The 20,622-nt window shown below is 69.5% G+C and carries 20 protein-coding genes; 7 read left to right on the top strand and 13 right to left on the bottom strand.

The window, feature by feature from the left end; genetic code table 11:
- Positions 1 to 17 precede the first annotated feature (17 nt).
- Positions 18 to 935 (top strand): LysR family transcriptional regulator, encoded by a 918-nt coding sequence (locus DFP85_RS17775; protein WP_133637760.1) that lies wholly within the window; start codon positions 18 to 20, stop codon positions 933 to 935.
- Between the two features lie 80 nt (positions 936 to 1,015).
- Here DFP85_RS17775 and gcvP read toward each other — a convergent pair whose 3' ends face one another.
- Together gcvP and gcvH are read right to left on the bottom strand one after the other, a co-directional pair.
- Positions 1,016 to 3,910, bottom strand: coding sequence for an aminomethyl-transferring glycine dehydrogenase (gene gcvP, locus DFP85_RS17770; RefSeq protein WP_133637759.1), 2,895 nt, complete (start codon positions 3,908 to 3,910; stop codon positions 1,016 to 1,018).
- 141 nt (positions 3,911 to 4,051) lie between these two features.
- Positions 4,052 to 4,444 carry a glycine cleavage system protein GcvH gene (gene gcvH, locus DFP85_RS17765; protein ID WP_133637758.1) on the bottom strand — a complete coding sequence of 131 codons (393 nt, stop codon included), beginning with the start codon at positions 4,442 to 4,444 and terminating at the stop codon, positions 4,052 to 4,054.
- 520 nt (positions 4,445 to 4,964) lie between these two features.
- Here gcvH and DFP85_RS17760 point away from each other — a divergent pair.
- Together DFP85_RS17760 and gcvT are read left to right on the top strand one after the other, a co-directional pair.
- Positions 4,965 to 6,371, top strand: coding sequence for an alanine/glycine:cation symporter family protein (locus tag DFP85_RS17760; protein WP_133637757.1), 1,407 nt, complete (start codon positions 4,965 to 4,967; stop codon positions 6,369 to 6,371).
- A 75-nt stretch (positions 6,372 to 6,446) separates the two neighbouring features.
- On the top strand, positions 6,447 to 7,556 hold the full coding sequence (gene gcvT / locus DFP85_RS17755; RefSeq protein WP_133637756.1) for a glycine cleavage system aminomethyltransferase GcvT: 1,110 nt from the start codon (positions 6,447 to 6,449) through the stop codon (positions 7,554 to 7,556).
- Positions 7,557 to 7,659: 103 nt separating this feature from the next.
- Here gcvT and DFP85_RS17750 read toward each other — a convergent pair whose 3' ends face one another.
- The 6 genes from DFP85_RS17750 to DFP85_RS17725 all read right to left on the bottom strand — a co-directional run bounded on the left by DFP85_RS17750 (position 7,660) and on the right by DFP85_RS17725 (position 12,866).
- A complete protein-coding gene (locus tag DFP85_RS17750) occupies positions 7,660 to 8,289 on the bottom strand; it encodes an alpha-ketoglutarate-dependent dioxygenase AlkB family protein (protein ID WP_133637755.1) in 630 nt (209 codons plus the stop codon).
- 38 nt (positions 8,290 to 8,327) lie between these two features.
- On the bottom strand, positions 8,328 to 8,870 hold the full coding sequence (locus DFP85_RS17745; RefSeq protein WP_133637754.1) for a phosphatase PAP2 family protein: 543 nt from the start codon (positions 8,868 to 8,870) through the stop codon (positions 8,328 to 8,330).
- On the bottom strand, positions 8,842 to 10,002 hold the full coding sequence (locus DFP85_RS17740; protein WP_133637753.1) for a glycosyltransferase family 4 protein: 1,161 nt from the start codon (positions 10,000 to 10,002) through the stop codon (positions 8,842 to 8,844). Before DFP85_RS17740 ends, DFP85_RS17745 begins: the two co-directional genes overlap by 29 nt.
- Before the next feature lie 138 nt (positions 10,003 to 10,140).
- The gene (locus DFP85_RS17735; protein ID WP_133637752.1) at positions 10,141 to 11,070 is read right to left on the bottom strand and encodes a M23 family metallopeptidase; all 930 of its coding nucleotides are present in this window, start codon (positions 11,068 to 11,070) and stop codon (positions 10,141 to 10,143) included.
- Positions 11,016 to 11,888 carry an acyltransferase gene (locus tag DFP85_RS17730; RefSeq protein WP_133637751.1) on the bottom strand — a complete coding sequence of 291 codons (873 nt, stop codon included), beginning with the start codon at positions 11,886 to 11,888 and terminating at the stop codon, positions 11,016 to 11,018. The genes DFP85_RS17735 and DFP85_RS17730 overlap by 55 nt, the downstream gene beginning before the upstream one ends.
- A gap of 72 nt (positions 11,889 to 11,960) precedes the next feature.
- Positions 11,961 to 12,866 (bottom strand): LysR family transcriptional regulator, encoded by a 906-nt coding sequence (locus DFP85_RS17725; RefSeq protein WP_133637750.1) that lies wholly within the window; start codon positions 12,864 to 12,866, stop codon positions 11,961 to 11,963.
- A 183-nt stretch (positions 12,867 to 13,049) separates the two neighbouring features.
- Between DFP85_RS17725 and DFP85_RS17720 the strand changes: the two genes are divergently transcribed.
- Both DFP85_RS17720 and DFP85_RS17715 read left to right on the top strand, forming a co-directional pair.
- Complete coding sequence (locus DFP85_RS17720) at positions 13,050 to 13,751, top strand: CoA transferase subunit A (protein ID WP_106230947.1); 702 nt, start codon at positions 13,050 to 13,052, stop codon at positions 13,749 to 13,751.
- Positions 13,752 to 13,808: 57 nt separating this feature from the next.
- On the top strand, positions 13,809 to 14,471 hold the full coding sequence (locus DFP85_RS17715; protein ID WP_133637749.1) for a CoA transferase subunit B: 663 nt from the start codon (positions 13,809 to 13,811) through the stop codon (positions 14,469 to 14,471).
- A 183-nt stretch (positions 14,472 to 14,654) separates the two neighbouring features.
- On the opposite strand, the gene DFP85_RS17710 is transcribed toward DFP85_RS17715, so the two are convergent.
- The 5 genes from DFP85_RS17710 to DFP85_RS17690 all read right to left on the bottom strand — a co-directional run bounded on the left by DFP85_RS17710 (position 14,655) and on the right by DFP85_RS17690 (position 18,985).
- Complete coding sequence (locus tag DFP85_RS17710; RefSeq protein ID WP_133637748.1) at positions 14,655 to 15,422, bottom strand: VOC family protein; 768 nt, start codon at positions 15,420 to 15,422, stop codon at positions 14,655 to 14,657.
- Positions 15,423 to 15,529: 107 nt separating this feature from the next.
- The gene (locus DFP85_RS17705; protein WP_133637747.1) at positions 15,530 to 16,687 is read right to left on the bottom strand and encodes an acetate/propionate family kinase; all 1,158 of its coding nucleotides are present in this window, start codon (positions 16,685 to 16,687) and stop codon (positions 15,530 to 15,532) included.
- Positions 16,684 to 17,655 carry a bifunctional enoyl-CoA hydratase/phosphate acetyltransferase gene (locus DFP85_RS17700; RefSeq protein WP_133637746.1) on the bottom strand — a complete coding sequence of 324 codons (972 nt, stop codon included), beginning with the start codon at positions 17,653 to 17,655 and terminating at the stop codon, positions 16,684 to 16,686. Before DFP85_RS17700 ends, DFP85_RS17705 begins: the two co-directional genes overlap by 4 nt.
- A gap of 106 nt (positions 17,656 to 17,761) precedes the next feature.
- Positions 17,762 to 18,031 (bottom strand): GrxA family glutaredoxin, encoded by a 270-nt coding sequence (locus DFP85_RS17695; protein WP_106230942.1) that lies wholly within the window; start codon positions 18,029 to 18,031, stop codon positions 17,762 to 17,764.
- 135 nt (positions 18,032 to 18,166) lie between these two features.
- Positions 18,167 to 18,985, bottom strand: coding sequence for an inositol monophosphatase family protein (locus DFP85_RS17690; RefSeq protein WP_133637745.1), 819 nt, complete (start codon positions 18,983 to 18,985; stop codon positions 18,167 to 18,169).
- Between the two features lie 111 nt (positions 18,986 to 19,096).
- Between DFP85_RS17690 and hybE the strand changes: the two genes are divergently transcribed.
- Positions 19,097 to 19,531 (top strand): [NiFe]-hydrogenase assembly chaperone HybE, encoded by a 435-nt coding sequence (gene hybE, locus DFP85_RS17685; protein ID WP_133637744.1) that lies wholly within the window; start codon positions 19,097 to 19,099, stop codon positions 19,529 to 19,531.
- A 122-nt stretch (positions 19,532 to 19,653) separates the two neighbouring features.
- Positions 19,654 to 20,424, top strand: a complete 771-nt coding sequence (locus DFP85_RS17680; RefSeq protein WP_133637743.1) for a 3-hydroxybutyrate dehydrogenase — start codon at positions 19,654 to 19,656, stop codon at positions 20,422 to 20,424.
- Positions 20,425 to 20,622 lie beyond the last annotated feature (198 nt).

The raw sequence follows: 20,622 nt of genomic DNA, 5'->3' as shown, positions 1-20,622 counted from the left end.
CCGTGACGTGACGCCCCATGTTCAACGCCCGCTATTTCCGCACCTTCATCACCCTGGTCGAGACCGGCAGCTTCACGCGCACTGCCCGCCGCCTGGAGATGACCCAGCCCGGGGTCAGCCAGCACGTGCGCAAGCTCGAGGAATACCTCGGCAAGCCGCTGCTGGATCGCCAGGGGCGGCGCTTCGTGCTCACGGAGAGCGGGCGGCGTGCCTACGACTACGCGCTCAAGCTGTTCGCCGAGCACGAGCAGTTCCGCCACTCCCTGGACAACGACAGCCTGGACAGCGGCGAATGTCGCCTCGCCTCGCCGGGCAGTGTCGGCCTGATGCTCTATCCCTTCATCCTCGGCCAGCAGCAGATGCAGCCGGGTCTCACGGTGAGCTACAGCTTTGCCTTCAATGGCGAGATCGTCGCCGACGTGCTGGGTGGCCGTCATGACCTGGGGATCATCACCGAGGCCGTGCGCCATCCTGACCTCGACTGCGAGCCATGGCACCAGGAGCCGCTCTGTCTGGTGGTGCCGGCGGACTTCGCCGGGAACGGCCTGGCCGACCTGATGGGGATCGGCTTCATCAACTACTCGGGCGGGGAGGACCACGCCGGGGCCCTGCTGCGGGCCAACTTTCCCGACTTCCGCTCCATGAGCCACTTCCCGCGCCAGGGCTTCACCAACGAGGTGAGCATGGTGCTGGATGCCGTGGCGCGCGGGCTGGGGTTCACGGTGGTCTCGCGCGTGGTGCTGGAGACCTCGCCCTGGCAGCGCCAGGTCAAGGAGCTCTCCCTGCCCCAGCCGGTCCACGAGACCCTGCACCTGGTCATGCGCGCCGGCGAGCAGATGCCGCGGCGCTACGTGCGGCTGCTCGAGGGCTATCGCGAGCAGCGGCGTCACGAACGCTTCGGTTTCGGCGAGGGGCCGGAGCGCCACGAGGCCTGACGGCAGCAGGCCCCGCCATGGCGGGGCCTGCTGTCTTGCCGCGGGGTCGCGCGGGCGATTGGCGTCGTCAGTCGCGTCTGTCAGTCACGATACTCGTCGATGCTCGGGCAGGAGCAGATCAGCTGCCGGTCACCGAAGACGTTGTCGACGCGGTTGACCGCCGGCCAGTACTTGGCCGCCTTGACCGCCTCCGAGGGGAAGGCGCCGTGCTCGCGGGAGTAGGGGCGTTCCCAGGCGGCGTCCATCAGGTCGGCCATGGTGTGCGGGGCATTGACCAGGGGGTTGTCGTCCGCCGGCCAGTCACCGCGCTGCACGGCGGCGATCTCCTCGCGGATACTGATCATGGCGTCGCAGAAGCGGTCGATCTCGTAGCGCGACTCCGACTCGGTGGGCTCGATCATCAGCGTGCCGGGCACCGGGAAGGACATGGTCGGGGCGTGGAAGCCGTAGTCCATCAGGCGCTTGGCGATGTCCTCCTCGCTGATGCCCGACTCGGCCTTGAGCGGGCGGATGTCGATGATGCACTCGTGGGCCACGGTGCCGTTGCGGCCCTTGTAGAGCACCGGGTAGTGGCTCTCGAGGCGCGACGCGACGTAGTTGGCGTTGAGGATCGCGAGCTCAGTGGCCTCGCGCAGGCCGCGGGCGCCCATCATCTTGATGTAGGCCCAGGAGATCGGCAGGATCGAGGCGCTGCCGAAGGGCGCCGCCGAGACCGCGCCGCAGCTCGCCTCGACCCCTTCCAGCGGCGTCACCACATGGTTGGAGACGAAGGGGGCCAGGTGGGCCTTGACGCCGATCGGCCCCATGCCCGGGCCGCCGCCGCCGTGGGGGATGCAGAAGGTCTTGTGCAGGTTGAGGTGGCTGACGTCGCCGCCGAAGTCGCCGGGGCGGGTCAGGCCCACCTGAGCGTTCATGTTGGCGCCGTCGATGTACACCTGGCCGCCGTGCCCATGCACGATCTCGCACACCTCGCGCACGCTCTCCTCGAACACCCCGTGGGTGGAGGGGTAGGTGATCATGATCGCCGAGAGGGCGTCACGGTGCTGCTCGGCCTTGGCGCGCAGGTCGTCGATGTCGATATTGCCGTCGCCGTCGCACTCCACCACCACCACCTTCATCCGCGCCATGGCGGCGGAGGCGGGGTTGGTGCCGTGGGCCGAGCTCGGGATCAGGCAGACGTCGCGGTGCCCCTCGCCCTCGGCGGCCTGGTAGCGGCGGATCGCCACCAGGCCGGCGTACTCGCCCTGGGCCCCGGAGTTGGGCTGCATGGAGATGTGGTCGTAGCCGGTGACTTCCACCAGGAAGGCGGCCAACTCGTCGATCATCTGCCGGTAGCCGGCCACCTGGTCGCGGGGCGCGAAGGGGTGGATGCGCGCGAACTCCGGCCAGGTGATGGGGATCATCTCGCTGGTGGCGTTGAGCTTCATGGTGCAGGAGCCCAGCGGGATCATCGCATGGGCCAGCGACAGGTCCTTGTTCTCCAGGCGCTTGAGGTAGCGCAGCATCTCCGTCTCGCTGTGGTAGCGGCGGAAGGTCGGGTGGGTCAGGAAGTCCGACTCGCGGCGGCAGGCGGCGGGGATGCCGCTCGCCCCCTCGGCCACCACGCGGTCGTCGAGCTCGCGCACCGAGAGGCCGTGCTCCTCGCCGAGCAGCACGTCGAACAGCACGTCCACATCGTGGGCGGTGGTGGTCTCGTCGAGGCTCAGCCCCACGTCGCCGCCCGCGAAGTAGCGCAGGTTGAGGTCGTGGGTCATGGCCCGGCCATGCAGCTTGCCGGCATCCACGCCGGTCAGGCGCAGGGTGTCGAACCAGCTGTCGTGGGCCAGGGTGACGCCCTTGGCCTTTAGCCCCTCGGCGAGGATCGTGGTCAGGCGGTGGATGCGCGAGGCGATGGTCCGCAGCCCCTCGGCACCGTGGTAGACGGCGTAGAAGCCGGCGATGTTGGCCAGCAGCGCCTGGGCGGTGCAGATGTTGGAAGTGGCCTTCTCGCGGCGGATGTGCTGCTCGCGGGTCTGCATGGCCATGCGCAGCGCCGTCGCGCCGCGGCTGTCCTTCGAGACGCCGATGATGCGGCCGGGGATCGAGCGCTTGAGCTTGTCGGTGGTGGCGAAGAAGGCGGCATGCGGGCCGCCATAGCCCATCGGCACGCCGAAGCGCTGCGAGGAGCCCACCACCATGTCGGCGCCGAGCGCCCCCGGCTCCTTGAGCAGTACCAGGCCCATGATATCGGCGACCACGCAGGTCATCACGCCGCGCTCGCGGGCGGTCTCGATCAGCGGCGCCAGGTCGCGGACCTCGCCGCTGTCGCCCGGGTACTGCAGCAGGGCGCCGAAGACGTTGTGCTCGGCGAGCTCCTCGGCCGGGGCCACCACCAGCTCGAAGCCGAACCAGGCGGCGCGGGTGCGCACCACGTCCAGGGTCTGGGGGAAGACGTCCTCGGCGACGAAGAAGGTGTCGCTCTTCGCCTTCTTGTTGGCGCGCTTGCACAGCGCCATGGCCTCGGCGGCGGCCGTCGCCTCGTCGAGCAGCGAGGCGTTGGCCAGCTCCATGCCGGTGAGGTCCATGACCATCTGCTGGAAGTTGAGCAGGCCCTCCAGGCGGCCCTGGGAGATCTCCGGCTGGTAGGGCGTGTAGGCGGTGTACCAGCCGGGGTTCTCCAGCACGTTGCGCTGGATCACCGTCGGCAGGTGGGTGTCGTAGTAGCCCTGGCCGATGTAGCTCTTGACGACCCGGTTCTGGCGGGCCAGGCGCTGCAGGTAGTCCAGGGCCTCGGCCTCGCTCTTGGGCGGGTCCAGGTCCAGCTCGCGTCCCAGCCGGATGTCGGCGGGGACGGTGGCCTCGATCAGCGAGGGCAGGCTCTCCATGCCGAGGGAGGTGAGCATGCCGTCCACGTCGGCGCCGGCCGGTCCGTTGTGGCGCTGGAGGAAGGCATCGTGAGCGGCCAGATCGGCCAGACGGCGGTTGTCGAAAGCCATGGAACACCCTGTGTGCGTGACGGGGCCTCGCCCCGGGAATCATCGAAACGGGCCGGCCCCGTCAGGGACGAGGCCGGACAGGGCGCCCGTCGTCGGCGGCCGGCGCGACTGGCCGGTGCCGAGGGGGCGCCGGGGTGAGGATCACTCCTCGTCGGCGGCGACGGCCTGGTAGGCGTCGGCATCGAGCAGGTCGTCGAGGACGCTGGCGTCCTCGAGGCGTACCTTCATGATCCAGCCATCCTCGTAGGGCGACTCGTTGACGGTCTCTGGGGCATCCTCGAGGGCCTCGTTGACCGCGAGGATCTCGCCGGCCACCGGGGCGTAGAGGTCGGAGGCGGCCTTGACCGACTCGATGACGCCGAACTCGTCGCCCACGGCCAGTGTACGGCCCACCTCGGGCAGCTCGACGAAGACCACGTCGCCCAGCGCCTCCTGGGCATGGTCGGTGATGCCGATGGTCACGGTGCCGTCGCCATTGTCGAGGACCCATTCATGGCTTTCGGCATAGCGCAGGTTGGCGGGGATAGAGCTCATCGTGATTTCCTATACGAAAAAGGTTTTCGGATCCGCGAATGCTAACGCCATTGTCGGCATTTGGCGAGTCCTCCCGGTGGGTCGGTTCGTTGCCTGGTGCGGCGCGACCCGTTCACAGGGTGGTCCGCCGGGGCCGGTTCGTCCAGTGCCGGGCCCGACGGGAGGGCGGTGTGTCCTGGGGTGCGCCGGGCCGCACGGCCTACGGCGAGCGAGATCCGGGGCGCGCCCCGGCGGCCGGTGGCGACAGACCCCATCTCCTTGCTCCCCGGCGCCGCCGACAGTAGGCTTGCCGCGTTTCCGATCGGAAACAGCTGGCGTCATGGTAAGCGGTGCTGCCGAGGTCCCTCCCCAGGTTCATCGGGCTGGTGCATCAGTGGCAGGATCCGCTATCGTGAAGGCGTTCGTCCTGTCGATCTTTCGTCGAAGCCTGGCCCGTCCATGCCATTTCGTCTTTCCCGAGGTCAGGCGACCCGGGGTGCATGGCGGGTCACAACAACAAGCGTGAATAAGGGAGACTCTCGTGGAAACCTTGAACAGTATCTTCGGTGCCATCAATGGCGTGGTATGGGGGCCATTGATGCTCATCCTGCTGCTGGGGGTGGGCCTCTACCTGCAGCTCGGCCTGAAGCTGATGCCGATCCGCAAGCTCGGTACCGGCTTCAAGCTGATGTGGCAGGGGCGTGACAAGAAACCCGAGCCGGGCAAGAAGCCCGAGAAGCATGACGACGGCGAGATCTCGCCCTTCAATGCCCTGATGACGGCGCTCTCCGCCACCATCGGCACCGGCAACATCGCCGGCGTGGCCACGGCCATCGCCCTGGGTGGCCCGGGGGCGGTGTTCTGGATGTGGATCACGGCCCTGGTGGGCATGGCCACGAAGTTCGCCGAGGCGGTGCTGGCGGTGCGCTACCGCGAGACCGACAGCACCGGCTACCACGTCGGCGGGCCGATGTTCTACATCAAGAACGGCCTGGGCAAGAAGTGGCTGTGGCTGGGCGGCGCCTTCGCCTTCTTCGGTGCCGTGGCGGCCTTCGGCATCGGCAACACCGTGCAGTCCAACTCCGTGGCGGACGCCCTGGATGCCACCTTCGGCCTGCCGCACTGGATCACCGGGGTGGTGATCATGGTGCTGGCCGGTGCGGTGATCCTCGGTGGCATCAAGCGTATCGCCAAGGTCGCGGGCAAGCTGGTGCCGGTCATGGGCATCCTCTACGTGCTGGCCGGCCTGATCGTGCTGGCGATCAACGCTGGCCAGATCGGCGATGCCTTCGGCATGATCTTCTACTACGCCTTCAACCCGCATGCGGCCATGGGCGGCTTCGCCGGCGCGGCGGTGATGGCGGCGATCCGCTTCGGTGTGGCACGCGGCATCTTCTCCAACGAGGCGGGCCTGGGCAGCGCGCCCATCGCCCACGCCGCGGCGCAGACCAAGAACCCGGTCCGCCAGGGCCTGATCGCCATGCTGGGCACCTTCATTGATACCATCATCGTCTGCTCCATCACCGCTCTGGTCATCCTGACGGCGGGGGTCTGGGAGACCGGCGAGGCCGGCGCGTCGCTGACCGCGCTCTCCTTCGACGAGGCCCTGCCGGGCATGGGCAACCAGATCGTGTCGCTGGCGCTGGCGGTGTTCGCCTTCACCACCATCCTGGGCTGGTCCTTCTACGGCGAGAAGTGCTTCCAGTTCCTGTTCGGTACCCGCTCGATCATGCTCTACCGGGTGCTGTTCGTGCTGGCGATCCCGCTGGGTGCCATGGCCCAGCTGGGCTTCATCTGGCTGATGGCCGACACCTTTAACGCCATGATGGCCATCCCCAACCTGATCGCCCTGGCGCTGCTGTCGCCGGTGGTCTTCAAGCTGGCCCGTGACTACTTCGACGGCAAGGAGATCCTGCCGGGCGAGGAGCTGGACCACGACAAATCCTGAGGGTGCGTCCAGCAAGAGAGGTGCCCCGAGTGGCACCTCTCTTGCGTTGGCCCCCAAGCCATGAGTGATGACGACATGAGTGAACTCAAGCATACCCCCCTGCACGCCCTGCACCTGGAACTGGGGGGCAAGATGGTGCCCTTCGCCGGCTACGACATGCCGGTGCAGTATCCGCTGGGGGTCAAGCGCGAGCACGAGCATACCCGCCGTGCCTGCGGGCTCTTCGATGTCTCCCACATGGGGCAGATCCTGCTGCGCGGCCCGAATCCGGCCGAGGCGCTGGAGACCCTGGTGCCGGCCGACATCGTCGGGCTGGCCGAGGGCATGCAGCGCTATGCGCTGTTCACCGCCGAGGAGGGCGGCATCCTGGACGACCTGATGGTGGTCAATGCCGGCGACCACCTCTACCTGGTGGTCAACGCCGCCTGTCGGGAACAGGATATCGCCCACCTGCGTCGCGGCCTGCCCGACCACGAGGTGGAGGTGGTCGACCGGGGCTTGCTGGCACTGCAGGGGCCGGCGGCGGCCGAGGTGATGCAACGTCTGTGTCCCGAGGCCTGCGAGCTGGTCTTCATGCAGCATGGTCACTTCACCATCGGCGGCATCGAGGTGTGGGCCAGCCGCAGCGGCTACACCGGCGAGGACGGCTTCGAGATCTCGGTGGCCGGCGAGGAGACCGCGGCCCTGGCGCGCCTGCTGCTGGCCGAAGAGGAGGTCGAGGCGATCGGCCTGGGGGCCCGTGACTCGCTGCGTCTCGAGGCGGGCCTGTGCCTCTATGGCCACGATATCGATACCGGGACGACGCCGGTGGAGGCGGGGCTGATCTGGGCCATCGGCAAGCCGCGTCGTCGCGGCGGCGAGCGTGCCGGCGGCTTCCCCGGCGCCGACCTGATCCTGCACCAGGTGGCGGAGAAGGACCATCGCCGCAAGCGGGTGGGCCTGCTCGGCGAGGGCCGCGCCCCGGTACGCGAGGGGGCCGAACTCTACGATGCCGAGGACAACCGGCTGGGCCAGGTGACCTCCGGCGGCTTCGGTCCCAGCGTCGGCCAGCCGGTGGCGATGGGCTACGTGGCCATCGAGGCCAGCGAGGTCGGCACCACGGTGTATGCCGAGGTGCGCGGCAAGCGCCTGCCGATGACGGTGAGCAAGATGCCCTTCGTCACGCCCGGCTACCACCGGGGCTGAAGCCTGCCTTTTTATACCGTTATCTATCCGAGCCATCATCAGCGGCCATCCCGATCGGGGTGGCCGTTCTGTCATCGGAGACAGGTATCGGGGATGCAGGGTGTCAAGCAGGCGACGTCGTCGGGTTCACCAGGCGGAAGGTCAGGCTGATGCGCAGCCCGGGGAGCCGACGTGGCAACAGGGCATGCTGCAGCTTCTCCTGCACGCCGGCCCCCATCACCAGCAGGCTGTCATGGGGCAGCCAGGCATTGAAGGCCTCACGGGAGCGGTCCTTCCAGCGGAAGCGCAGCGGCCGTGCGCTCCCCAGGCTCACCGCGGCGATCAGCGGCGCCGGGCCTAGCTCGGGTTCGTCGTCACTGTGCCAGCCCATGCGCTCCTCGCCGCCGGCATAGCGGTTGAGCAGCACGCTGTTGAAACGGGCCCGAGTGCCGGCCTCCGCCAGGGCGTTGACCACCCGGTCGCGCAGTGCCGCTACCGCGGGATGCCAGGGCTCGGGCAGGAAGTCCCGGCCCGAGTAGCGGTAACGGGCGTCGGGATCCCCCATCCAGAGCTGGCGGCGCGGGATCGGGTGCTCGCGTCCGTAGAGGCGCAGGGTAGGGCGCTGCCAGGCGAGCTCGCGGTCGAGCCGTGCCAGCGTCTGGGTGGCCGCGGGTTCACCGAGCAGACCGGGCAGGAGGGTCAGGGCCGGCGAGTCGAGCAGGAACTCGCCCGGCAGGAGGGGGGGTGACGTCATGACGCCAGGATGCCATCCCGCCCCCCTGGCGGCCAGCGTCAGCCGGCCAGGTGCAGGCTGACCAGGGCAAAGCCCATCCCCAGCAGGGCGCCGGCCAGCACATCGCTGATGTAGTGCAGACCCAGGCCTACCCGCGAGACGGCAATCAGCAGTGCCACGGGCACCAGCCAGGGCAGCAGCCAGGGGGCATGGGCAGCGGTCATCACGCAGAACAGCACGGCATGCATGGTATGGCCGCTGGGAAAGCTGTAGCGGTCCCGGGCGGGCTCGCTGCAGCGGATGATACCGCGGAAGGTGATGAAGGGGCGTTCGCGACAGAGCCGGGTCTTCAGCACCCGGTAGAGGCCGATGGCCACCAGGGCCGTGGCGGTATACTGGGCCATCCGCTGGCCGCTACCGGCGGGGTGGAGCAGCGGCTGGGCGAGGATCAGTGCAACCCACAGCGGCCAGTCCCCCAGCTTGCTGGAAAGGCGCAGCAGGGCCAGCCAGGACGGGTGGACGTTGAAGCCGGCCAGGCGCCGGCAGAGCTGCCACTCGATGAGGTCGAGGCGTTCAAACACGGCAGGGGGATGCGGCTTCATCGTGGGTCTCCCGGGGCTGGGTCAGGGTGGCGAGGAAGGTATCGGCAATCGCCGACCAGCGGTACGTCAGGGCGCGCTCCCTGGCGGTGCGACCCAGACGGGCATAGCGGGCAGGCTGTTGGCAGAGGGTCGCGGCAGCCTCCCGGAAGCCGGCCTCGTCACCCACCGCCAGGCTGACACCGTTGAGATCGTCGTCGATCAGCTCGGCGCCGGCGGCATGGCGGAAGGCCACCACGGCCAGGCCGCTGGCCATGGCCTCGAGGACCACGTTGCCCCAGGTCTCGGAGATCGAGGGAAAGACGAAGAGGTCGGCACTGGCGTAGTGGCGCACCAGGCTTTCCCTGTCGACGAAACCGGCGAAGTGGGCGTCGGGCAGGGCGCGCTCCAGTGCGGCTCGCCCCGGGCCGTCACCGACCACCACCAGGGTGATATCCGGGCGGGCGGCGAGCATCGCCGTGAAGGTGTCGCGCAGCAGGTCGAGGTTCTTCTCGGCGGCGAGGCGTCCGACATGGAGTGCCACCGGACGATGGGCATCGCTGCCCCAGGCGGCGCGCAGGGCCGGGTCGCGATGGGCCGGCGAGAAGCGTTCGCCGTCGATGCCGCGCGCCATGACCCGCAGGTTGGCGAAGCCGCGGCCGGCAAGCGCCTCGGCCTGGGCACGGGTCGGCACCAGGGTGGCGGCCGTGCGGTTGTGGAAGTGGCGCAGGCGGCGCAGCACCAGCGGCGCCAGCCAGGGCAGGCCATAGTCGCGGCAGTAGTGGTCGAAGTTGGTGTGCCAGCCGCTGACCACCGGGATGCCCAGCCGCTCGGCGGCGCGCAGGGCCGACCAGCCCAGTGGCCCCTGGGTGGCCAGGTAGACGGCCGTCGGGCGCTGCTGGCGCCACAGGCGCTGGATGGTCGCCGTGGCCGGCAGGCCGATGCGCACCTGGCGGTAGCCGGGCAGGCCCAGCCCGCGGACCCGGAGTTCGGCCTCCATCCCCTCGGCGCGTGGCACGGCCCCGTCTGCCGGCCGGGGACGGATCAGCTGCAGGGCCACGCCGCGCCGGCGCAGTTCCGTGCCGATCCGGCCGAGGGTATGGGCGACGCCGTTGATGTCGGGGGACCAGGTTTCACTGACCAGGCAGATGCGCATGGGGCTCCTCGTGCGGTGGCAGGCCCGGAGGGGGCTGACACCGTCGAGGATGGTGGCTGGCCATGACAGGCGCGGGTCACGGCGATGAAGAGGACATGACGGCAGGCCGGCCGTCGCGGCCGGGCTGCGTCGCCTCCGTCAGCGCAGTACCCGGGCCGGGTCGATGGGCTTGCCCCCGTGGCGCATGTCGAACAGCAGCTGCGGGCTGCCATCCTGCTGCCCGACCTCGCACACCGGGGTCCCGCGCTTGACCGCGTCGCCACTGGCCACCAGTGGCCTGGCGCAGAGGGCATAGACGCTCTGCAGGTTGTCGGCATGGTGGACGATCACCACCTGGCCGAGCTGTCGCATGCTGTCGGCGAAACGGACCTCGCCGTCGGCCACGACGCGGGCCCGGCTGCCCCGCCCGGTGGCCAGCAGCATGGGCTGCAGGGTGCCGCGACCGTCGGCACCGAAGGCGCGTTCGACCCGGTAGTCGTCCAGCGGCCAGGGCCAGCCCCGGGCGGAGGCGGGCAGGCCGCCAGGGTCCGGCAGGCGCTTGCTCGCCGGTCGAGAGGCCTGGCGCTTGCCGGACGCCTTGCTGCCGGTGCGGCCCGGGGAGGCGGCCTGCCGGCCGCCCAGCGGGACCTGGATCAGCTGGCCGACCCTGAGGCTGGTGGGCGCGATGCCGGGGTTCGCCGCCTGGATCCGGTCGGCGCGGCCGCCGAAGCGCCGGGCGATGGCACTGTAGGTGTCCCCCGGGCGTACCCGGTAGCGATAGGGGCCCCCGGAGGGGGCCCGCTCGTCGCGTCCGGGGACAAGGAGTCGCTGGCCCACGGCCAGGCGCCGGGCATCGACCCCGGGGTTGAATCGCTCGAGGCGCACCAGGGGCACCTCGGCGCGACGGGCGATTTCGCCCAGGGTGTCGCCGCGCTGGATGGTGATCCATTCGCCGGCGATCGCTTCACCCGCTAGGCCCTCGCCCCCGCGCCCGGCGCAGCCGGCCAGCAGCAGCGCCAGGCCCAGCAGCAGGGTCAGCGCGATGAGTCGAGACGGCGATCCTTGTCCTGCCACAGGGCGTTGAGCCATGACTGGAAGCGTTCCTTGTAGTCCGTGTCGTCGTGATAGTCGCCCTCGAGCATCCAGGGCGGGACCGCCAGGCGCCGGGCCTCCAGCCGCACCCGCCCCTCGCGGCCGCAGAGGAAGCCCCAGAAGCTGGGGTCGGGGTTCTCGTAGTGCAGGGTGACATCCAGGATGCCGCCAAGGCGGTCGCCGAGCAGGCTCACCACCTGGGCGATGCCGCCGGCGCGGGGCCTGAGAAGGTGGCGATAGGGGGCGTCCTGGGCGGCCTGCTTGGCGGGGGTGAAGCGGGTTCCCTCCACGAAGTTGTAGATGGCGATGGGGCGCTCCCGGGCGTGGCGGCACATGCGCTCGGTCGCCTCGCGGTCGCGGCGCGCCAGCTGGGGGTTGCGCTCGCGCTGCTCGCGCGTCAGGCGTCGCAGCATGGGAAACTCCATGGCCCAGAAGGCCAGGCCGACGATAGGGATCCAGATCAGCTGGCGCTTGACGAAGAAGTGGGGCATGGGAATGCGCCGGTGCAGGGCGAAGAACAGCAGGAAGATGTCGGTCCAGCTGCGATGGTTCGAGAGCACCAGCCACCACTGGTCGCGGGAGAGCCCCTCGGGCAGGGCCATCTCCAGGCGTGGCCTCAGCCAGCGACGCATCCACCAGAGGTTGCTGCCCACCCAGTTGAGCGCGACCTGGTTGAGGGCCGTCAGCACACGGCGGCGCAGCCGCCGCCCCGGGGTCACCAGCTTGACCAGGGTGAGCAGGATCAGCGGGACCCCCCAGGCGAGGGTGGTGAGTGTCAGCAGCAGGATGCTGACGAGCCCCCTGAGGGTCGACATGCCTGTCTCCTCGGCCGAATTCACGAGCCGCCCATGCTAATGGATCGGCCGCGGGCTGCCCAGCGGTCGGGGTCAACGGCCCGCGGCGAGGCCGGGGGTGCGGATGGTCTCGGCGAGCACCTCCTTGAGCGCCAGGGCGGCCACCGACAGCTCGTGGGTATTCCAGGTCAGCACGCCGACGTCGCGTTCGATCACCGGGTCATCGAGGGGCACGCAGACGGCGCCGAGCTCCTGCATCTGATCGATGCACAGCGAGGGGACCGCACTGACGCCCAGGCCGCTGGCCACCATGCGTCCCACGGTGGCCAGCTGGTGGCACTCGAAGGCGGCGGGCAGGGTCAGGCCGCGACTCTCCAGCGCCTGTTCGAGCAGCCGGCGCACCATGGAGGGGCGTTGCAGGGCGATGAAGTCGCGGGTCATCAGCGTCGGCCAGCCGAGCCGCGAGCGCCCGGCGAGGCGCGAGTCGGCCGGCACCACGGCAACGAAGCGGTCGCGAAACAGGGGGGTGAAGGAGAGGCTGCCGGTGGCTTCCGGTTCGAACACCAGCCCCAGCTCCACCTGACGGGCGCGCACCATCTCGATCACCTGCTCGTTGATCACGTCATGGACCGTGACGTTGACCCGCGGATGGCGCTGGCGGAAGACGCGCAGGGCAGGGGGCAACAGGTTGCTGGCAAAGGAGGGCATGGTGGCCACCGCCAGGCGGCCCAGCTGCAGGGTGAAGCGCTGGCGCAGCAGCTCCTCGGTGTTGTCCCACTCGGCGATCAGGCGCTTGGCCAGCGGCACCAGCGACTCCCCCTCCGGGGTAAGCCGCACGCTGCGGGTGCTGCGGATCAGCAGGCGACCGCCCAGGCTCTCCTCGAGTCCCTTGATCGCCAGGCTCAGGGCCGGCTGAGAGAGGTGAAGGTGCTCGCAGGCCTGGGTAAAGCTCAGGGTCCGGGCCACGGCGAGGAAGGCACGCAGTTGCTTGACGGTCATGGCATGCTACCAAGGTCCAATTTATCAGCAAAACGGATCAATCAATAAATAAAACAAACTTAACAAATATATTGGCAGCGGCAACACTGGCCTGACATTCTGTCCACTCACTCCACAACGCACTCCACAACGCACTCCACAGTTCACTCCACAGTTCACTCCACAACAACGCGAGGCGCCACTATGGCCGGATTCGACAAGCGTGTGTATTCTTACGAAGAGGCAATGGACGGCATCGAGAGCGGCATGACCGTGATCGCCGGCGGCTTCGGCCTCTGCGGCATCCCCGAGAACCTGATCGCCGAGATCAAGCGCCGCGGCGTCAAGGACCTGACGGTATGGTCCAACAACTGCGGTGTCGACGGCTTCGGCCTGGGCCTGCTGCTGGAAGACAAGCAGATCAGCCGTATCCATGCCTCCTACGTCGGCGAGAACGCGCTCTTCGAGCAGCAGATGCTCAATGACGAGATCGAGGTGGTCCTGACGCCCCAGGGTACCCTGGCGGAGAAGATGCGTGCCGGCGGCGCCGGTATCCCCGCCTTCTATACCGCCACCGGCTACGGCACGCCGATCGGCGAGGGCAAGGAGGTACGCGAGTTCAACGGCCGCCACTATATCCTCGAGGAGTCGGTGGTGGGCGATTTCGCCATCGTCAAGGGCTGGAAGGCAGACCGCTACGGCAACGTCGTCTATCGCGACACCGCCCAGAACTTCAACCCCCTGGCCGCCACCGCGGGCAAGATCACCGTGGTCGAGGTCGAGGAGATCGTCGAGCCCGGCGAGCTCAAGCCTGACCAGATCCACACCCCGGGGATCTACGTCGACCGCATTATCCAGGGCACCTTCGAGAAGCGCATCGAGAAGCGCACCGTGCGCGAGGGCTGAGCTGAGCCCCGACGCTTCACCACGACCGCTTCTCCACCGACCACAAGAGGCAACAAGATGGCACTGACTCGCGAACAGATGGCAATGCGCGTGGCGCGCGAACTCGAGGACGGCTTCTACGTCAACCTGGGCATCGGCATCCCGACGCTGGTGGCCAACTACATCCCCGACGGCATCGACGTGATGCTGCAGTCCGAGAACGGCCTGCTGGGCATGGGGCGCTTCCCCACCGAGGAGGAGGTCGACCCGGACATGATCAATGCCGGCAAGCAGACCGTCACGGCGCGTCCAGGCGCGGCGATCTTCTCGTCGGCCGAATCCTTCGCCATGATCCGCGGTGGCCACGTGGACCTGACCGTGCTGGGGGCCTTCGAGGTGGACCAGAACGGCAACATCGCCTCCTGGATGATCCCCGGCAAGCTGATCAAGGGCATGGGCGGCGCCATGGACCTGGTGGCCGGCGCCGAGAACATCATCTGCACCATGACCCACGCCTCCAAGCATGGCGAGTCCAAGCTGCTCGAGTCCTGCAACCTGCCGCTGACCGGCGCGGGCTGCATCAACCGGGTGCTGACCGACCTCGCCTACCTGGAGATCAAGGATGGCGCCTTCCACCTCAAGGAGCGCGCCCCGGGCGTCTCCGTGGAGGAGATCAAGGAGTTGACCGCCGGCAAGCTGGTGGTGCCCGACCATGTCCCGGAGATGACCTTCGAGGAGTGATCTCCCCGTTGACGGCAAGGCCTGCGGCCCGGACTCCTGTCCGGGCCGCTCTCGTTGGGGAGTGCGAAGGACGAGTGTCGAAAAACTGACCATATCGCGCCGGGCCCCCTGGCCTCCCGCCCGGGACGCCCTTCCAGGGGGATAATGCACAGCGTTATCCACAGAATCTGTGGATGACCGGAGTCAGGAGAGCTCGCAGCGGGTGTGGTGAGGGAGCAGCAGCTCGGCGGCGCGTTCCTGGTTGGCGCTGACCTGCTTCTGGACGAGGGCGAGCCCGCCGAGGCCGACGCGATGCTCGTCACCCTCGGCGAAGGCCAGGCGCCGGGAGCTGGTGGCGTAGAAGCGGTAGTCGAGCAGCGGCGAGACGGGAAAGAGGCCGTGGTGGCGGCCGCTACTGCCGGCGAGGCCGGCCTGGCGCAGCTGGCCGTCGAGGGTGACGATGTCGTGCCCCAGGCGCTGGCAGTCGAAGCCGGCGTGATGCATCCGCGGCCCCATCACCGATAGCCAGCCGGCCAGCGGGTGGGCCTGGTGCAGGGCCAGATAGGTGTCCCAGTCGGGCATCGGCCAGGGGCGACCGTGGCAGAGCAGCGCCTGGCTGCGGGCCTCGCGGGGGTCGGCGTTGCCGACCAGCCGCTGGAGACGCTCGCGGGGCTGGCGCGAGAGGGTGCCGAGCTGGAGCTCGGCGAGCAGCACCCAGGCGCCGTCGTCCGGGGCGGTGAACAGGGTGGCAAGCAGGCCGCGATCGGCCATGGCGTAGCGCTGGTGCGGCCGATAGCCGTAGCGCACCAGGGTCGGCAGCAGGGCCTCCATGGCCCAGGGGCCATGGTTCAGGGTCAGGATTGCCAGGTACTCCGCCGGCGCCTCCACGGGCCAGAGCCGCAGTCCGCCCACGTCCGGATGCTGGTGGATATAGTCCAGCCACAGCTGCTGGACGAACTCTTCCCGTTGCATCGTGCCTTGTCCCTCTGTCGTGATGCCCTGTGCGCCTGCACGCCGCCAGTATAGGCAGCGGACCTGTTGCGGCATTCAACGCGGGGAAGACGTTCGTCGTGGCGGGATCATCCCGGCCCGAGGCAGGCGAGGGTACCGCGGGCCATCTCGCCCTCCTCGTCGGTGGGGATCACGGCCACGGCCGGGCCTCGCCCGGCGTCGATGCGCAGGGCATGGCGGTCATTGGCGGGTGGGTCGAGGCGGATGCCGAGCCATTCCATGGCATGGAGGGTACGGGCACGGATCTCGGCGGCGTGCTCGCCGATGCCGCCGGTGAAGACCAGCGCATCGAGCCCACCGAGCAGTGCCACCAGGGCGCCGATCTCTCCCAGCAGCCGGTCGATGAACAGCGCCACCGCCTCCTCGGCACGGGGCGAGGGGCTCTCCAGCAGGTCACGCATGTCGGCGGAGACCCCCGAGACACCGAGCAGGCCGCTGTCGTGGTAGAGCATCCGCTCCACCTCGGCGACGCTCATGCCTCGCTGCTGCTGCAGGTAGAGCACCACGCCGGGATCGAGGCGGCCGCAGCGGCTGCCCATCATCATGCCGTCGAGCGCCGTGAAGCCCATCGAGGTCGCCACGCTCCGGCCGTTCTCCAGTGCGCAGAGGCTGCACCCCTGGCCCAGGTGGGCCACCACCACCCTGCCGCGTGCGGCTGCCTCACCGACCACCACCGGCAGCTGCCGGGCCACGTGGGCATAGGAGAGACCGTGGAAGCCATAGCGCAGCACCCCCTCGTCCGCGAGATGCCGGGGCAGGGCGAAGAGCTGCCGGATCCGCGGCTGGCTGCGGTGGAAGGCGGTGTCGAAACAGGCGACCTGGGGCAGCCTCGGGTGGCGTGACAGCAGGTCGCGAATGATCGCCAGTGACTGGGGCTGGTGCAGGGGGGCCAGGGGCTCCAGGCGTTCCAGGTAGGCCAGCCGGTCGGCATCCAGGCGGACCGGTTCGGCCAGCCGGATGCCGCCGTGGACCACCCGGTGGCCGACACCCACGAGCCCCCCGAGGTCGAGATGGGTGCCCAGCCAGTCGAGCAGCGCCTCGGCCACGGCGGCGTGGCCGCTCTCCGCCGGGAGGAAGCCGGCGGTATCGAGATCCCCGCTGACCAGCCGCAGCGCCGGGGCCTCGCCGATGCGCTCCACTACCCCGCGCAGCTCGCACGCCGCCTCCTCGTAGAGGCCGAACTTGAGGGTCGCCGAGCCGGCATTGAGAACCAGGACCCGGCTCATGGCGCGGTCGCCTCGCCCTGACGGCGCACCAGCAGCTGGGCCAGGGCGGCGGAGGCCAGCCGCGTCTCCACGTCGTCGGCGCGGCTGGTGAGCATGATCGGCACCCGGGCGCCGGCCACCAGCCCCGCGGCCTGGGCGCCAGCCAGATGGATCAGCAGCTTGGCGACCATGTTGGCGGCCTCGAGGTCCGGGGCGATCAGGATGTCGGCCTGGCCGGCCACCGCTGAGTCGAGTCCCTTCTGGCGGGCGGCGCTCAGGGAGACGGCGTTGTCGATGGCCAGCGGGCCGTCGAGCACGCCGCCCTCGATCTGGCCGCGCTCGGCCATCTTGCAAAGCGCCGCGGCCTCGATGGTGGAGGGCAGGGTGGCGCGCACCGTCTCCACCGCCGAGAGCACGGCCACCCGCGGTCGGTCGATGCCGATGGCACGGGCCAGGTCGATGGCGTTCTGGATGATGTCGGCCTTGGTGGCCAGGTCCGGCGCGATGTGCAGGGCGGCATCGGAGATCAGCAGCGGGCGGGGGTAGCTGGGGACGTCCAGGGCATAGACATGGCTCATCTGGCGTTCGGTACGCAGTCCTGCCTGCCGGGCGACCGCCGCGCTCATCAATTCATCGGTATGCAGGGCGCCCTTCATCAGCGCCTCCGCCTCCCCGTCGGCGGCGAGGCGCACGGCGCTCTCCGCCGAGGCATGGCTGTGGGGCGTGTCGATCAGCTGCAAGGCGTCGAGGCTCTCGCCCAGTGCCTCGGCGGCGGCCTCGATGCGGGCCCGGGGGCCGACCAGCAGCGGCTCGATCAGCCCCTCGCGCCAGGCGGCCAGGGCTCCTGCCAGCGACGGCGCGTCGCAGGGGTGGACCACCGCGGTGCGCAGCGGCGACAGGTCGCGGGTGGCCTCGATGAGCCGGCGATGCTGGGCACCGGTCTGGTGCCAGTGGCGGTCGGGGTCTGGCGCGGTGAGGGGACGGTCCATGGGCGGCTCCAGGCAGGGGGCTGCTCCAAGGGTAGCACCGCCGGGGACGACGACGCCGCCTCCCGGGCGGGATGGCGGCGTCAGGGGGCGACGTGGGCCTGGCGGCTCAGCCCGAGACGGTCAGCAGGGCCTGGTCACGCACGTAGCGGTCGAACTCGGTGAAGCCGCCGACATGGGTCTGGTCGACGAAGATCTGCGGCACGGTATGCACCGGCTTGCCGATGGTCTTCTCCATGTCGGCCTTGGTGATGCCTTCGGCATGGATATCGACATAGCGGTGACCCTCGATGGCCCCGGCACTCTCCAGCCGGGCGGCAAGGGCCTTGGCTCGGTCGCAGAAGGGGCAGGCGGGGCGACCGAAGATGACGACGAACATGCAGCGACTCCTTGCACGTCAGGGTGCGTAAAGAGGGATCCGGGAAAAAGACCTAACAGTGTGACGGAATTGGCGGCGATCCGCCAATAGTCGCCGCCTTGTGCGGTGATCGTGCCGCCCTATGGCGTGCGCCATTCAGGGCTCGAGCTCCCCGGCATCGGCCCGGCGCAGCAGGGCGCCCAGTGCGTCATGGATGCCGGGGCTGGTGACCAGCAGGTTCTCGCCGTAGAGGTCCTCGGGAATCCCCGCCGGCCCGGGATAGAGGTGGCCGGTGCGGGCGCCCGCCTCCCGGGCGATCAGCCAGCCGGCGGCGCAATCCCAGGGAGAGACGCTCTCGTAGTAGGCATCGAGTCGGCCGCAGGCCACGTCGCACAGGTCCAGGGCCGCCGAGCCGTTGCGACGCACGTCCTGGCAGTGGGCCAGCACGGCGGTGAGGCGACGCAGCAGCGGCGGGCGGCTGTCGCGGCGGTAGGGGAAGCCGGTCCCCACCAGGGCATGGGCCATGTCGCTGGTGCGGCTGGCATGGATCGCCTCGCCGTTGCGCCAGGCCCCCTGGCCGTCGAGCGCGGTGAAGGTCTCGCCCAGGAAAGGGGCATGTACCACGCCCAGGCGGGTGCGGCCCTGGCTGGCCCAGCCGATGGATACCGCCACATGGCGCAGGCCATGGGCGAAGTTGACCGTGCCGTCGATGGGATCCACCACCCACAGCGCCCGGGGGCTGGCCAGCACCTCGCGATCCGGAGCCAGTTCCTCGCTGAGGCGCGCCTCCCCGGCGAAGTGCTGCTCGAGACGCTCGCCGATGCGCGTGTCCACCTCGACGTCGGTATCGGTGACCAGCTCGTGGCCATGCTTGTAGCGATGGCCGAAGACCTGGCGCTCACGGGCCTCGACGATCATCCGGCCGGCCTCGTGGGCGATGTCGACGGCGATCTCCAGTCGCTGGGCGGGGGTCATGGCAGCTCCTCGGCAGGGGGAATCGGCCCTTCATGCTAGCAGCTCGTCCTGCCCCTGCCGAATGCCTGACGCGGCGGCTATACTGGCGCCCCCGTCGCCCTGGAGGACACCATGCAGGCCCTGACCGCCGACCAGTATGCCCGGCTGCGCCAGCTGGCCGAGGCCTGGCGCCACCGCCACCTCATGGCCGCCAAGCGCGAGCCCCGCTTCAATCCGCGACTGGGCGTGGATGCCCTCTGCTTCCAGCCCCATTCGCTCGAGGACGGCCGCCGCGGGCTGCTCGGGGCCCTGGTCACGCCCGTCTCGCTCTCGCTGGCCCTGGCCCTCGACGAACCGGCCGTGCCGCGGCCCACCGCGGCGCAGCTGACGCTGGCACTGCCCTCGGGACGCTATCCCTTCGTGCTCGAATCCCTGGGCGAGATGGACTGGTGGTGGCGCTGCGAGCTGCTCGACGACCTCTCCGACGTCGGCTCCCTGCAGGAGGGCAGCCGTCTCGCCCAGCAGCTGATGGAGCGGGTCATGACGCCGGAACCACCGAGCCCCTGAGCGGATGACGCGCTGCGTCATCCGCCTTATGCTGGTGGCGGAGATCGACCATGCCACCCCGGGCCCATGAGCGGCCTGCCCGGTGCCGCCCCGGCCCGGTTCACAGGACAGAGGAGTCACGCATGACCGCCAACGCTTCCACCCCCCGCGTCGCCCTGGTCACCGGCACCAGCAGCGGCATCGGCGAGGCCGTGGTTCGCCATTTCTGCGAGCAGGGCCACCAGGTGCTGGCCGTGGACTTCAACCCGGCAGGTAAGGAGGTCGCCGAGCAGGCGGGTGCCGCCTTCTTCCAGGCCGACCTCACCGACGGCGAGGCCTGCAAGGCGGCGGTGGCCGAGGCGGTCAAGCGCTTCGGGCGTGTCGACATCCTGGTCAACAACGCCGGCATCCAGCATGTCTCGCCCATCGAGGAGTTCCCTGAGGAGAAGTGGCGCCAGATCATCGACCTGATGCTCACGGCACCCTTCCTGCTCACCCAGGCCGCCTGGCCCTCCATGCGCGAGAACGGCTGGGGGCGCATCGTCAACATCGCCTCGGTCCATGCCCAGGTGGCCTCGCCGGGCAAGTCGGCCTACATCAGCGCCAAGCACGGCATGATCGGCCTGACCAAGACCGCGGCGCTGGAGGGCGGCAGCCAGGGCATCACCGCCAATGCCATCTGTCCCGCCTATGTCAAGACCCCGCTGGTCGACAACCAGATCGCCGACCAGGCGAGGATGCACGGCATGGAGGAGCAGGAGGTGATCGAGAAGATCATGCTCAAGAACGCGGCCGTGAAGCGCCTCATCGAGCCCGCCGAGGTGGCCGAGCTGGTCGGCTACCTGGCCTCCGATCTCGCCGGGGCCGTCACCGGCGCGAGCTGGAACATCGACCTGGGCTGGACGGCGCAATAGCCCGGCTTCGCCGGGAGCGCCGAGCGACAAGCGCCGAGCTACAAGCAACCCCGAAGGTGGGAGCCTTCGGGGTTGCTTTTGCTGTGGTGGGCTTATCCTGCCAGCCGCTTGGCCGCTTGGCCGCTTGGCCGCTTGGCCGCTTGGCCGCTTGGCCGCTTGGCCGCTTGGCCGCTTGGCCGCTTGGCCGCTTGGCCGCTT

The sequence above is a fragment of the Halomonas ventosae genome, assembly GCF_004363555.1.
Taxonomy (GTDB): Bacteria; Pseudomonadota; Gammaproteobacteria; order Pseudomonadales; family Halomonadaceae; genus Halomonas; species Halomonas ventosae.
This window is presented reverse-complemented; position numbering and strand designations above follow the sequence as displayed.

Coding starts and splice junctions, on each gene's coding strand:
- DFP85_RS17710 (WP_133637748.1), bottom strand. CDS start 15,422: ATGCAACGGGAAGAGTTCGTCCAGCAGCTGTGGCTGGACTATATCCAC.
- DFP85_RS17775 (WP_133637760.1), top strand. CDS start 18: ATGTTCAACGCCCGCTATTTCCGCACCTTCATCACCCTGGTCGAGACC.
- DFP85_RS17695 (WP_106230942.1), bottom strand. CDS start 18,031: ATGTTCGTCGTCATCTTCGGTCGCCCCGCCTGCCCCTTCTGCGACCGA.
- DFP85_RS17720 (WP_106230947.1), top strand. CDS start 13,050: ATGGCCGGATTCGACAAGCGTGTGTATTCTTACGAAGAGGCAATGGAC.
- DFP85_RS17745 (WP_133637754.1), bottom strand. CDS start 8,870: ATGAAGCCGCATCCCCCTGCCGTGTTTGAACGCCTCGACCTCATCGAG.
- gcvH (WP_133637758.1), bottom strand. CDS start 4,444: ATGAGCTCTATCCCCGCCAACCTGCGCTATGCCGAAAGCCATGAATGG.
- DFP85_RS17700 (WP_133637746.1), bottom strand. CDS start 17,655: ATGGACCGTCCCCTCACCGCGCCAGACCCCGACCGCCACTGGCACCAG.
- DFP85_RS17740 (WP_133637753.1), bottom strand. CDS start 10,002: ATGCGCATCTGCCTGGTCAGTGAAACCTGGTCCCCCGACATCAACGGC.
- DFP85_RS17725 (WP_133637750.1), bottom strand. CDS start 12,866: ATGACCGTCAAGCAACTGCGTGCCTTCCTCGCCGTGGCCCGGACCCTG.
- DFP85_RS17750 (WP_133637755.1), bottom strand. CDS start 8,289: ATGACGTCACCCCCCCTCCTGCCGGGCGAGTTCCTGCTCGACTCGCCG.
- DFP85_RS17735 (WP_133637752.1), bottom strand. CDS start 11,070: ATGGCTCAACGCCCTGTGGCAGGACAAGGATCGCCGTCTCGACTCATC.
- DFP85_RS17680 (WP_133637743.1), top strand. CDS start 19,654: ATGACCGCCAACGCTTCCACCCCCCGCGTCGCCCTGGTCACCGGCACC.
- gcvP (WP_133637759.1), bottom strand. CDS start 3,910: ATGGCTTTCGACAACCGCCGTCTGGCCGATCTGGCCGCTCACGATGCC.
- DFP85_RS17730 (WP_133637751.1), bottom strand. CDS start 11,888: ATGTCGACCCTCAGGGGGCTCGTCAGCATCCTGCTGCTGACACTCACC.
- gcvT (WP_133637756.1), top strand. CDS start 6,447: ATGAGTGAACTCAAGCATACCCCCCTGCACGCCCTGCACCTGGAACTG.
- hybE (WP_133637744.1), top strand. CDS start 19,097: ATGCAGGCCCTGACCGCCGACCAGTATGCCCGGCTGCGCCAGCTGGCC.
- DFP85_RS17690 (WP_133637745.1), bottom strand. CDS start 18,985: ATGACCCCCGCCCAGCGACTGGAGATCGCCGTCGACATCGCCCACGAG.
- DFP85_RS17705 (WP_133637747.1), bottom strand. CDS start 16,687: ATGAGCCGGGTCCTGGTTCTCAATGCCGGCTCGGCGACCCTCAAGTTC.
- DFP85_RS17715 (WP_133637749.1), top strand. CDS start 13,809: ATGGCACTGACTCGCGAACAGATGGCAATGCGCGTGGCGCGCGAACTC.